The organism is Pedobacter fastidiosus (genome assembly GCF_014306625.1).
Classification (GTDB): Bacteria; Bacteroidota; Bacteroidia; order Sphingobacteriales; family Sphingobacteriaceae; genus Pedobacter; species Pedobacter fastidiosus.
Window position 1 is genome coordinate 7,570 of record NZ_JACRYL010000026.1, and the last position, 12,448, is coordinate 20,017.

A 12,448-nucleotide genomic window follows, 5' to 3' on the forward strand; every position below is an offset into this window, starting at 1 on the left:
GCTTTTATTTACTGAGAATCGTTTTAAGATTCCCTATCGAGGTGAGGGAATGACGGGGATGCCCAACTTGGTCGTGAATTACACAAACCCCAATTGAATTTAATATTTTGCATTACTACACACTCACCGTCTTTTCGACCGAAGTGGAGAAATCTTTGAACATTAATTAAGTAGAAAAGACGGCCAACTTTTAACGCTCAAAATCCAATTCATCGACTACTTTTTTAACACGTTTTAAATACTTTCCGTAATAATACCAAGCCCATAACTCGGTAATTGCGCCAATAATCAATATGGTAACAAAGCAATTTAAAAGAATGTAAACAGGAGAAAGTTTGCTTACGAGCCTAGCAAAAATCGATGCCTTTTCGATAAACAGATATACTGACATAAATGCCAAACCAATAAATGCAATAATGTAGGTAAGCGCTTTGTAAAGTTCTATATTCAATTTCATTTCGTAATAAAACCAAAGAATACTTTTTCTAGTATCAAGACTCATGTCGTAAGAATGTTTATAGAATTGGTAAAATTTGAAGAAGTAATACGCTGTAAAACCACAGGTTATGGCATAGAAAGCTAAGTACATTAGTTTCATATTTGGCGAGAAACCCAATATGTAGGGTAATAAAGCCATAATAATTAGCGCTACTACCTGATAATTAAACTCATGTTTCATTTTTCTTCTAATGATATCAATTGGAGTACGAGCCTCTTTTATTTTGAGCATATCTGCAGAAATATTTGTTTCTTCTGCATCATTTGCGTTCCATTCATTTTTTAAATTGTCAAAATTCATAACCGTTTTTCTTTATAATGAATTGTAATTTTTCTTTGGTTCTATTGAGTTTTACTCGAGCATTTACTTCACTAATTCCTAAGTTTTCAGCAATTTCTCTATGCGATTGATTTTCAAGAAATAAAAATATCAACGCCTTTTCTACAGCATTTAATTCCTGAACCGCCTTATATAGATAGGCTAATTTTTCTTCTTTTTCTGCGCTATCACTCTCGTCAATTACATCGATATTTTCATCCAAAGGCGTTTTATCTACTTTTCTAATCTCTTTTTTAAAATAAACTAAAGCCGTATTTAAGGCCACACGATACATCCAGGTGGTAAACTTGCTGTGTCCTTTAAAATTTGGATAAGCTTTCCAAAGTTGCATCACGATTTCCTGAAATAGATCTCGCTGTTCTTCAACGCCATGCATATACATTTTTGAAATCTTATGTATGATCGCTTTGTGCTGATTGATTAAAGTGAGAAATATGGTTTCAATTTCTTTCATTTAAGGCGTTTTGGTTAACTAAATGAATAGAATTAAATGGCAACTTAACTTAGAAATAAGCGTAGGATAATGAATATTTGTTTTAAAAAGAAGAGTTGCTCGAGTATTCATATTTAAATGTTAATACTCAATTGGTAACCGATTTATTAAAACGTTACAGCAGGAATGAAAAGTAAATTATAATTACAAAAAGCTTAAAGCCTCTTTTGGTACAAACGGACTCACATCACCATGGTATCTTAAAATATCTCTAACAATGGTAGAGCTGATTGCAGAATATTCGGGTTTACTTAAAAGTAGAATCGTTTCTACTTCTGGCATCATCGTTTGATTAATTTGCGCTATAGCTCTTTCATATTCAAAATCAGAAGCTGAACGAATACCACGCACCATGTATGTTGCGTTTATTTTGCGACAAAAATCTACCGTTAAGCCTTCATAGGTTTGAATTTCGATGTTTTTATATCCTGCAAATACAGTGTTCAGAATTTGTAAACGTTGTTCTGCACTTAAGAAATTCTGTTTAGAGCTATTTAAACCAATGCCTACAACAATCTTATCGAAAAGAGGCGTTGCCCGTTGTAAAATATTAACGTGGGCAATGGTAATTGGATCAAAAGAACCTGGAAATAGCGCTATTTTCATATTTCAAATATAAATTTTTAAGTGGAAAGGAGAAAGGCTAAAGTTCAGTGCTCCCCAGCTCGTCATTGCGAGGCACGAAGCAATCTTAATGCGTTTGCTATAAACCCATAGTAGTGAGATTGCTTCGTGCCTCGCAATGACGAACGTTTTAGAAAAACTTAATATTCCTTGTAGTTAACCAAACTCAAAAAAACTAAAGGAAGAATTTCCGTATTTCCGGGTTTCCGTATAGCCAAACTGATTGTTCATTTTCATGTGACTTTGGTGTTCAACAATTAATAAGCCATTGGGTTTAAGAAGTTTTTGCTCTAGAACCAAAATGGGAATTTGAGGAATATTTGGAAGGTTGTAAGGTGGATCGGCAAAAATTAGATCGTAAGAACCCGTCATCTGCTTTAATAGCTTAAATACATCTCCTTTATGTACTTCAACTTGATCGAAATTATGTTGCTTTGCAGTGTTCTTAACCCAATTTACACAACCATAATCTTGATCGATAGCTAAAATACTTTCCGCTTCGCGGGATGCAAACTCGAAAGTTAAGTTTCCGGTACCGCAGAATAAATCGAGCACCGTGCAGTTTTCGATATCGTATTTATTATTCAAAATGTTAAATAAAGCTTCCTTGGCCATATCAGTTGTGGGCCTAACCGGCAAATTAGCAGGTGGTTGCAAACGAATTCCTTTTAATTTCCCTCCAATTATTCGCATAAATCTAAAGCAAGCAATCCGCTGAAATAATGTTTAGGCATATCGGCCAGCAATTCGCTGTTTTGTTTTTCGGTTGGAAAGAAAAAATAAAGCTGATTAAAATACTTTAGCAAGCAATTATAGTAATCGTCATCTTCGTTTATAATGCCTTGTAAATAAACTGGAATGGTTTCGTTAAGCGCTAATTGCTCAATAAGTAAAAGCAGGAAATAGTTAAATTCCTCAGCAGTTTCTGATTGATAGTGATTTTGGAAATGAACTTTTTTATCTTTTAAATATAGAACATTAAAAGATGAAGAAGTGAAATCAATTAACAGTGCATGATCTGCCAAATGACTTGATACCGCAAGCAAAGGTGCCGATTGAGGATAAACAATTGCCTTTTCTGTTAGTTGCTGTTCAACAAGATTATCCAATGAAAAGAGCGTATTGAAACCCAATTCTTCGTTATGTTTGGCGTAAATTTTTCCTTCTGAGCCCAAGTATTTTGAATAAACAGATAAATTTTCTGCATCAAACCATTCATCTGGTACAAAAATGAAATTGCTGGTATGAACGGTAACTTTTACAGCGCTGTAATTGAGTGATAAATACGGATCCGTTTCAAATGCCGTTTTCAAATCCTTTTCAACAGCATCACTACCTTGTTTATCAAAGATCAAATTAATCTCCTCAGAATCTTTGCTTACTACGGCATAAGAAAAACTATCATTCGTTATTTTTAATAATAAATGGCAGTTAACCGATGCTTCAGCTTTAAAATTCGGGTCGATTAATAAAAGGCTGTTTTTACTCATTGAAACAAAAATAGAGTTTTTTAGTAATTAACGGCAAAGAAATTAGTAGAGCTGAATTATTTACCACGAAGAAGGCTTAGATCAGTTTAGAAATGAGTTATAACACGCTATCAAATCCGAAAGAAGTTCCAGTTGAACAATAATTAAAATGCTATTCTTTCTTAGGTATATAAGATGGTGAGAAAAAAGCGCATAATATTTTACCACCTAAGAAACCTTAGATCATCTTAGAAATTAAGTATAACACTCTATTAAATACGAAAGAAGTTCCAATTGAACAATAATTTTAATACTCTACTTTGTGTTTTTTGTGTCTTGGTGGTTAAGATTCTTCCCGTAAACCCAAAAAATCTTTTTACCAAAATCAAACCTTTCATTTATCTGAAATTGAAATATTCGCCTTAAATTCGAAACATGATCTATAAACCTACTTATAAGGCTGCAAACACAATTGCAGGTACAATAGAGCAACATTTTGTAAGATTGCACGCAAATGCAGTTGCACAAGGTGAGGTAGATTTGGCGACTCAACCAGATAAAAAAATAATCGAGGCTTTAATTGATGTTGCCTTTTGGAGCAGTCTCCGAAAAGAGGAAGGTCATTCGCCAAGAATTTCTATTGCGTTTCTGCCACCATCACAAACTTCGAAGCCATTAAAATTTGCTAAAAAATTAGCTTTAAATGCCAATACGCTTACTAAAATTGCACCAGGAATAGAACGTTCTGGTATTCACTTAGGCGTTTGGGAAGAAGATGGCGAACTTTATATTTGGGGCACAACTTTAAATATCCCTAATTTTTGCTTCGTTGTAGATGTTTCCGAACCGGGACTTATCGTAATTAAACATCGACGTATTTATGGCATTGGAAAATATACAAATGTTGCCGTTTTAAAGGGCGAGCAAATTAGAATTGTAGATGATACAAGTTGTAAAAACCGCGACTGCCCGCCAATTTTGAAAGCACTTTTAGATTTAACTGTTCTGGCAAGTTGGAATGATCCAATTAATATATTGATTCAATTTTCGGTTTCCATGCGTGGCCATGGTCGGGGAGGGGCATTGCTTATCGTTCCAAAAAATGATCAGAATTGGGAAGAGTCAATCATTCATCCAATAACTTATTTAGTTGAACCACCTTTTTGCGGATTATCTAACTTGGCTAAACAGAGTGGAAATCAGAGTGAAATTTTTTCTCAAGGTGCGCTTCGTAGAGAGGTTGAACATTTGGCAGGATTAACCGCTGTAGATGGAGCCACCATTATAAATGATCAATTCGATTTAATTGCTTTCGGCGCCAAAATTGGACGTGCGAAAGGCAAGCCAACTGTAGAGCAAATCGCCTTTTCTGAACCTATTGTAGATGGCGAGGATAAGATTTTATTCCCTGGTCAGTTGGGTGGAACAAGGCATTTTTCTGTTGCACAGTTTGTAAATGATCAACATCAAGCAATCGGTCTTGTTGCTTCGCAAGATGGGCATTTTACTATTTTTAGCTGGAGTAAACAGCAAAATATGGTTATGGCGCATCGGATTGAGACTTTGCTTTTGTAATTAAACATTGTTTCTATTGTTTCATTGCTTTATTGTTTAAGCAGGAGCTGCCTTTAAAAAGAGCTTCTATCTTTGCCACTTAAACCGTATTGAAGCGATATACTTTTAAATTTGCAGTAACGTCTGAGGAACGAAGATCGCAAAGTAAATCTGCAACCGATGGAGCAGATACTTTGTTATTAAGCAATACAGAAGTTTTAAAAGATACAGCGGAAAGACGGGCTGCTGAAACCGATTAACACTGTATTTGCTTTCCAAATTATTTTTCAAATCGCGAACAATTAACCAATTAAAACAATTAGACAATATAAATGTACATCGATAAAACTCAACTTATTGCCCAAGCTTACCAGCATACCCCAACTAAAGAGCAATTGCTTTTTTGCGAGCGTATGTCGGTTTTTTTGCAAGAGCAAGATGAGCACCGATGTTTTGTTTTAAAAGGCTATGCTGGTACTGGAAAAACAACATCTGTAGCGGCGTTGGTAAAAGTTTTAGGGAGATTTGGTTTACGGAGCGAATTATTGGCGCCAACCGGTCGTGCGGCCAAAGTAATGAGCCAATATTCTTTTCGCAAAGCATTAACCATTCATAAAAAAATCTACAGAAAACGTTCTTCTACTTCTCCCGAATTACAGTTTCAGATTGCACCAAATTTATCAGAAAACACGCTTTTTATTATTGATGAGGCATCGATGATTGCGGATGAATTTAATGAAACAGGATCATCTATTCTTCGTGATTTACTGGAGTTTGTTTACAATGGCAAAAACTGTTTTTTACTTTTTGTTGGAGATACGGCACAGCTTCCGCCGGTTGGAAGTTTGGATAGTCCGGCATTAAACGAGCAATATATTAAAGATAAATTTGCTTTAACCGTTACTTCGGTAGAACTTAAAGAAGTGGTTCGGCAGGAAAAGAAATCGGGGATTTTAGCCAACGCAACCATGTTGAGGAATCAGATCTCAAGGAATCCGGAACACCCAATGCCTAAATTCTTAACTAAAAATTACACAGACATTTATAATATGGCTGGTGCACGTTTGGTAGAAGGGCTAGAATATGCTTACCGAAAATTCGGGATTGAAAATACTTTGGTGGTGTGCAGATCCAATAAATCGGCCAATGTTTACAACCAGCAAATTAGGGCACGATTGCTTTATAGGGAAGAAGAATTAACGGGCGGAGATCAGATTATGGTGGTTCGGAATAATTATTTTTGGCTTCCAGAAAATGATGAAACCGCATTTATTGCCAATGGCGATATGGCGAAAGTTATCCGCGTTCGTGGTGAAGAGGAGCGTTATGGTTTCCGCTTTGCTGATGCTACTTTAGAGTTTATGGATTTCCCATCTGCTGGCCAAATTAGTTGTAAGGTGCTTTTGGATACCCTTAATTTGGAAACGGCAAACCTCCCTTACGAGCAAAATAAAAAGCTTTTTGATGGCTTAGATGAGGATTATAGTCACATTGCAAACAAGCGACAAAGAATGTTGGCCATTAAACAAGATCCGTTTTATAATGCCTTACAAATTAAATTTGCCTACGCTGTAACTTGTCATAAAGCGCAGGGTGGACAATGGGATGCTGTTTTTGCCGATCAGGGATACCTAACAGAAGAAATGATTGATCTGGATTTTCTGCGCTGGTTGTACACTGCAATTACGCGGGCAAAAAAAGAGCTGTATTTGGTTAATTTTGCACCACAACTTTTTTCAAAGACCGCATTGGAAGATTATTTTTAAATATTTAACACAAAGTCACCAAGTGCACAAAGTATTTAATCGCATAGTTTCTTTGTGTTCATTATGCCTTAGTGGTTTAAATACACGCTAACCAAATTATACTATGAAATTCGCCTTCAGTTTGAAGAATAAGCTTAAAATAGCTTTTTTACTTTTCTGCATTATGTGTTGCAGTTTGTTAATCCGTTTCTTGGAAGATAAAAGTGTCGAAAAAATCAATGAATCGTTCATTTCGATGTATAACGATAGATTAGTTCCAGCTACTGATCTATATTTTATTGCCGAAAATCTTTATCATAAAAATTCGATTATTCAAAATTCTTTGGGGTTTTATGGAAGCTCGATTCATCCATCAGTAGGTAATATTCAGTTGGCAAAACACAATAGAAAAATTGATTCGGTTATCAGTAAATACGAACTTACAGTATTGGTTAAGCAGGAAAAGCAGTATTTAAATGATTTGAAAACTTCATTAGCTCATCAGCAGTTTCAAGAAAGTAAAATTTTAAATTTAGTTATTCATGATGTTTTGGAAGGCAGGAGATTATATGAAACATCTGGCAAAAATACTTCGACTAGAGCCTTAAAAACTTTGTCTGCATTAATTAAAATGCAATCGAAAGTAGGCGATGAGTTGATAAAAGATTCCGAAATCTTTGTCTCAGGAACGAAAATTTATTCTACGCTTCAAGTTATTTTGGCTATTGCAATCGGGATTTTGATTGTTGGAATTGTTTCAGCTTCTAATGCAGTAAAAATCCAAAACGAGAAGTTCAATTTGAATTAAGGATGGTGCTTTTATTGTTCGTAGATGAACAGGTTAAAAAAATAACCATATAATACATATAAGAATACATCATCTAAAATGTACTTATTTGTATTATATGGTTCAAAGTCTTAAATATTAATCTGCCAGAAAAAAACTATTATTCTGCGTCATCATCAATCAGAAGTTTAATTTCTGTATCTGATATCGTAATTAATCTTTCTTTATAAAGTGAGCCAATGGTTTTTTTAAAGGCACTTTTGCTGATCTGGAAACGATGATAAATTTCTTCTGGAGTACTTTTATCGCCTAATTCGATTACTCCGTCACTTTTTTTAAGTTCCTTCATAATCATTACTTTCGAATCTAAAATATGACCATAACCACTTGGTTGTAAGGTCAAATCGATTTTTCCTTCTACACGAATCTTTTTAATCCAGCCTTTGCGGATTTCTCCTGGCTGAATGTTATCAAAAACCTCGTTATTATAAAGTAATCCAATAAAAGTATTGTTAATTATTGCATTGTAACCCAAATCTGTTTCTTCGGTAATCAATAAGCTTACTTCATCGCCTTCTTCAAAATCGAACCCCTCTTCTTCAACATAATCGTACAGTTTTGATGATGCCAATAAACGATCGTTCGTTTCATCTAAATAAAGGTAAACCACATATTTATAACCTTTTTGCATCGGTCTTCTCTGCTCGCGAGTAGGTACATAAACATCTTTATCGATTCCCAAATCCATAAAAACACCTTCATCGCCGTCAGAAACAACTTTTAAGAAAGCAAAATCGCCAACCTCTGCATATGCTTTTTGGGTAGTACCAGTTAAACGGCCATCTTTTTGCACAAACACAAAAACTTTTATGTTATCGCCAATTTCTACACCTGCAGGCACATATTGGTAAGGCAAAATAACCAGCTTATCGCCATCGGTTAAATTTAATCCAGCTTCTGTTTTACTTAAAATTCTTAATTCGTTGTATTTTCCTATTTCAATCATTTTCTATCAGTTAACCATTTTCTTCAATGGCTTTTGTTTTTTGCAAAGGTAACAATGTTTAATTGTATTAATGTTTTATAAATTGAAAAGGTGCTGTAGTATTTCATCGGAAGCTTTAGTCGGGCTGTTCGCTAAATCTTTTGTTTTTAGCATTGATAAATCCTTGCCAGGCCGATATTAAAATTGTCAAATCTTAAAAAACAAAAGGATATCGCTTCCATCCCGTTTATAAAAAATGGGTTGGTAAATAAAACCTCTCTGGCAAGCATTTCTACTTCAATATAAAAATACCCATATTAATTACTAACACTTCTTTTATTCATTTTGCAATAGATATGCACTTTCTATTGAATAATTGAGTTAAATTTGGAGTTACATTAAAGGAATTTCATCCATATGGAAAAACCCAAAGAAGCTAAGAAACCCAGTATATTCAGTTTGCTTTCCGCTTATCGAGGATTGATTTTTCTGCTCATATTTTTTGCCTTGTTAAGTAATGGAATCAACCTGTTACTGCCAAAAATTATAGCCGAAGGAATTGATACTTACACCTCTGGTACTTTTAAAATAGAACCCATACTAGTTAAGTTTGCAGTGGCAATTGTGCTGATTTTTATTTTTACATACCTGCAAAGTATTGTTCAAACCTATGCTTCTGAGCGGGTTGCAAGAGATTTAAGAACCAAATTATCCAATCAGATTTCTCGCCAGAGCCACGCCTATGTTCTCCAGGCAAATCCTTCAAAATTGCTTACCAATTTAACTTCTGATGCCGATTCGATAAAAATGTTCGTATCGCAGGCCATTGTTTCCATCGCATCTTCTATCTTTTTAATTGTTGGTGCAAGTATCTTGCTTTTAATAATTAATTGGAAACTTGCCCTTTGCGTTATTGCAATTGTTCCAATTATTGGTGGTGCATTTTTCTACGTTTTAAGCAAGGTAAGAGTTCTTTTTACTAAAAGCCGAGAGGTTATTGATTGGCTAAACAAAGTAATTAGCGAAAGTATTCTTGGCTCGGCTTTAATTCGAGTCATCAATTCGCAACAGCTAGAATACAATAAATTTATTGATGCAAACTCTAGGGCCAGAGATCTTGGCCTATCCATACTTCGACTTTTCGCCGGACTTATTCCCATCATTATCTTTGTTGCCAACTTATCTGGGTTAACAATTTTGGTTTTGGGTGGTCATTTTGTAATAAATGATACCATGACTTTGGGAGAATTCACCGCTTTTAGTAGTTATTTATCGCTAATTATTTTTCCCATTTTGGTTATTGGTTTTATGAGCAACGTGATCGCTCAAGCTACGGCATCTTATCAAAGAATCGAAGGCGTACTGAACGCTCCCGAAATTAAACATCCCGGAACATTAACTGAAAAATTAATTGGAGATATTGATGTTAAGGATGTATCCTTAATGTTTGGACAAAAACCTGTTTTAAAGAATGTTTCATTCTCTGCAAAAGGCGGTTCGAAAACTGCCGTAATTGGCCCAACGGCTGCGGGTAAAACACAATTGCTGTATATTTTAACTGGTTTAATAGAACCCAAAAGTGGTGAAGTTCTTTTTGATGGTAAGCGGATTAACGAATACAATCAAGAAAATTTTCATCAGCAGGTTGGCTTTGTCTTTCAGGATAGCATTATTTTTAACATGAGTATCCGTGAGAATATTGCTTTTAGTGATACCGTAACGGATGAATCTTTAGCAAAGGCAATTGAAACGGCAGAGCTGAGAGATTTTGTAGATGCACTTCCAGAAAAGCTGAATACGATTGTTTCTGAACGTGGAAGTAGTCTTTCTGGTGGGCAAAAACAGCGGATTATGTTAGCTAGAGCACTCGCGGTAAATCCGAAGATTCTATTGTTGGATGATTTTACAGCCAGAGTTGATGGCAACACGGAGAAGAGAATCTTGGCAAATATTCAACAGAATTATCCAGGCTTAACCTTATTATCAATTACCCAAAAAATAGCATCTGTTGAGCATTATGATAAAGTTGTCTTGTTAATGCAAGGCGAAGTTATTGCAGAAGGAACCCATTCGGAGCTTTTGAAAAGCAGTCCGGAGTATGTTCAAATTTACAATTCACAACAGAGCACCAGCAATTATGAACTACAATCTTAACCAGCTTACCGCCAAGCAGGAAAAGCAATCTACCTATAAGGCACTCAAAAGATTGCTTAAAATGATTTCCGCAGAACGTAAAAATCTCTGGTTGGCGCTGATTGCAATTTTGGTAAATTCTGGACTTTTACTGGTTGGCCCACTAATTATTGGCCATACTGTTGATGCTTATATCCGTACCAAACAGTTTCATGGCGTATTAATTTATGCAGGTCTTCTTTTAGGGATTTATTTAGTAGCAATGGCTACCGGTTATACCCAAACCAAACTTATGGGTGGTATTGGGCAACGGATGTTATTCACTTTAAGAAATGCCATTTTTAATAAACTACAGGAATTTCCCGTTGCATTTTTTAATCAAAATAAGGCTGGCGATTTAATTTCCAGGATAAATAACGACACGGATAAACTCAATCAATTTTTCTCACAATCGCTAATGCAATTTATTGGCAGCATTGTAACCATGCTTGGTGCAGGAATTTTTCTTTTAAGTATTAACATCGATTTGGGCGCTGCAACATTGTCTCCAGCAATACTAATTGTGCTTTTTACAGTTATTTTATCCCCTTGGGTAAAACGCAAAAATGCGAGCAATTTAAAAAGTGTCGGTGCTTTAAGTGCCGAAGTACAGGAAAGTCTAAATAATTTTAAGGTAATTATTGCTTTCAATCGGAGAGATTATTTTAGAAAGCGTTTCGATCAAGCCAATAAAGAAAATTATCGCACTGCTATAGGCGCTGGATTATCGAACAATATTTTTGTTCCAGTTTATGGGTTATTTTCAAGTATGGCTCAGCTAATCGTTTTGCTTTACGGAATTCATTTAATTTCAATCGGGGAGTTTTCCATTGGATTATTAGTGAGTTATGTAGCCTATGCCACCAACTTTTACAACCCATTAAGGCAATTGGCCGCCCTTTGGACCAGTTTCCAAGTGGCAATGGCAAGTTGGGATAGGATTTCGCAGATTTTACTTTTAGAAACAGATTTAACCCAGATTGAAGCTGATACCACTGAAACATCAGATGCTTTATTAGAGTTTAAAAATGTCCATTTCTCTTATGATGATTCTAAAGAGATTCTCCACAACATTAATTTAAAGTTCGAAAAAGGTAAAACTTATGCCTTAATTGGCCCAACAGGTGGGGGCAAAACAACAACTGCATCTTTAATTTCTCGTTTGTACGATGCTACAAAAGGAACAGTTTTACTTCATGGCAAAGATATCCGCTCTTTTAGTGCGGAAGAACGAACTCAAAAAATTGGGTTTATTTTACAAGAACCATTTTTATTTACCGGAACTGTAAAGGATAATATTCTTTATGGCAATAGCCAATATGCAAATGTGAGCGATGAAGAGCTAGAAAAAATTATTGAAGAAGCCAACTTAAATGCGCTTTTAGACATTTTTGATGATGGTTTAAAAACACAGGTTACTTCAAATTCTGATGGAATAAGCTTGGGTCAGAAACAGCTTATTGCTTTTATGCGAGCGGTTTTACGGAATCCTGAACTCTTAATTTTAGATGAGGCAACTGCCAATATCGATACCATTACCGAACAGTTGTTGAGTAGTATTTTAAACAAGCTTTCTAAAGAAACAACGTTGGTTATTATTGCACACCGATTAAATACCATCGAAAATGCCGATGAAATTTATTTTGTTAACGAGGGTGAAGTTCAAAAAGCCGGAACTTTAAATGATGCATTGGGCATGTTACTTAAAGGCAAAAGAGTGAGTTAAAGTAGCTTCATATTAGGTAGACATAACGTTTCAAACAACAATTTTACTTGGTTCG

12 protein-coding genes are annotated in these 12,448 nt (G+C 35.2%); 6 read left to right on the forward strand and 6 right to left on the reverse strand.

From position 1 onward, the window contains the following. Nucleotides 1-190 precede the first annotated feature (190 nt). The 5 genes from H7U22_RS20235 to H7U22_RS20255 all read right to left on the reverse strand — a co-directional run bounded on the left by H7U22_RS20235 (nucleotide 191) and on the right by H7U22_RS20255 (nucleotide 3,445). Nucleotides 191-799, reverse strand: coding sequence for a hypothetical protein (locus tag H7U22_RS20235; RefSeq protein WP_187073161.1), 609 nt, complete (start codon nucleotides 797-799; stop codon nucleotides 191-193). Continuing rightward, a complete protein-coding gene (locus H7U22_RS20240; protein ID WP_187073162.1) occupies nucleotides 789-1,292 on the reverse strand; it encodes an RNA polymerase sigma factor in 504 nt (167 codons plus the stop codon). Before H7U22_RS20240 ends, H7U22_RS20235 begins: the two co-directional genes overlap by 11 nt. A gap of 183 nt (nucleotides 1,293-1,475) precedes the next feature. Then, nucleotides 1,476-1,937 carry a pantetheine-phosphate adenylyltransferase gene (coaD, locus tag H7U22_RS20245; protein ID WP_187073163.1) on the reverse strand — a complete coding sequence of 154 codons (462 nt, stop codon included), beginning with the start codon at nucleotides 1,935-1,937 and terminating at the stop codon, nucleotides 1,476-1,478. 174 nt (nucleotides 1,938-2,111) lie between these two features. Then, nucleotides 2,112-2,648, reverse strand: a complete 537-nt coding sequence (gene rsmD / locus H7U22_RS20250) for a 16S rRNA (guanine(966)-N(2))-methyltransferase RsmD (protein WP_187073164.1) — start codon at nucleotides 2,646-2,648, stop codon at nucleotides 2,112-2,114. Then, entirely contained in the window at nucleotides 2,639-3,445 is an 807-nt protein-coding gene (locus tag H7U22_RS20255) for a DUF3822 family protein (protein WP_187073165.1), read from the reverse strand. The genes rsmD and H7U22_RS20255 overlap by 10 nt, the downstream gene beginning before the upstream one ends. A gap of 414 nt (nucleotides 3,446-3,859) precedes the next feature. Here H7U22_RS20255 and H7U22_RS20260 point away from each other — a divergent pair, with 414 nt between their 5' ends. The 4 genes from H7U22_RS20260 to H7U22_RS20275 all read left to right on the forward strand — a co-directional run bounded on the left by H7U22_RS20260 (nucleotide 3,860) and on the right by H7U22_RS20275 (nucleotide 7,531). Beyond that, the gene (locus H7U22_RS20260) at nucleotides 3,860-4,999 is read left to right on the forward strand and encodes a putative sensor domain DACNV-containing protein (RefSeq protein WP_187073166.1); all 1,140 of its coding nucleotides are present in this window, start codon (nucleotides 3,860-3,862) and stop codon (nucleotides 4,997-4,999) included. 89 nt (nucleotides 5,000-5,088) lie between these two features. Next, nucleotides 5,089-5,238 (forward strand): hypothetical protein, encoded by a 150-nt coding sequence (locus tag H7U22_RS20265; protein WP_187073167.1) that lies wholly within the window; start codon nucleotides 5,089-5,091, stop codon nucleotides 5,236-5,238. A 72-nt stretch (nucleotides 5,239-5,310) separates the two neighbouring features. Next, entirely contained in the window at nucleotides 5,311-6,744 is a 1,434-nt protein-coding gene (locus H7U22_RS20270) for an ATP-dependent DNA helicase (RefSeq protein ID WP_187073168.1), read from the forward strand. 103 nt (nucleotides 6,745-6,847) lie between these two features. Continuing rightward, on the forward strand, nucleotides 6,848-7,531 hold the full coding sequence (locus H7U22_RS20275; RefSeq protein WP_187073169.1) for an MCP four helix bundle domain-containing protein: 684 nt from the start codon (nucleotides 6,848-6,850) through the stop codon (nucleotides 7,529-7,531). A 139-nt stretch (nucleotides 7,532-7,670) separates the two neighbouring features. Here H7U22_RS20275 and H7U22_RS20280 read toward each other — a convergent pair whose 3' ends face one another. Next, a complete protein-coding gene (locus tag H7U22_RS20280) occupies nucleotides 7,671-8,516 on the reverse strand; it encodes a CvfB family protein (protein ID WP_187073170.1) in 846 nt (281 codons plus the stop codon). 396 nt (nucleotides 8,517-8,912) lie between these two features. On the opposite strand from H7U22_RS20280, the gene H7U22_RS20285 reads away from it, so the two are divergent. Continuing rightward, nucleotides 8,913-10,649 (forward strand): ABC transporter ATP-binding protein, encoded by a 1,737-nt coding sequence (locus H7U22_RS20285; RefSeq protein WP_187073171.1) that lies wholly within the window; start codon nucleotides 8,913-8,915, stop codon nucleotides 10,647-10,649. Next, on the forward strand, nucleotides 10,633-12,393 hold the full coding sequence (locus H7U22_RS20290; RefSeq protein WP_187073172.1) for an ABC transporter ATP-binding protein: 1,761 nt from the start codon (nucleotides 10,633-10,635) through the stop codon (nucleotides 12,391-12,393). Before H7U22_RS20285 ends, H7U22_RS20290 begins: the two co-directional genes overlap by 17 nt. Nucleotides 12,394-12,448 lie beyond the last annotated feature (55 nt).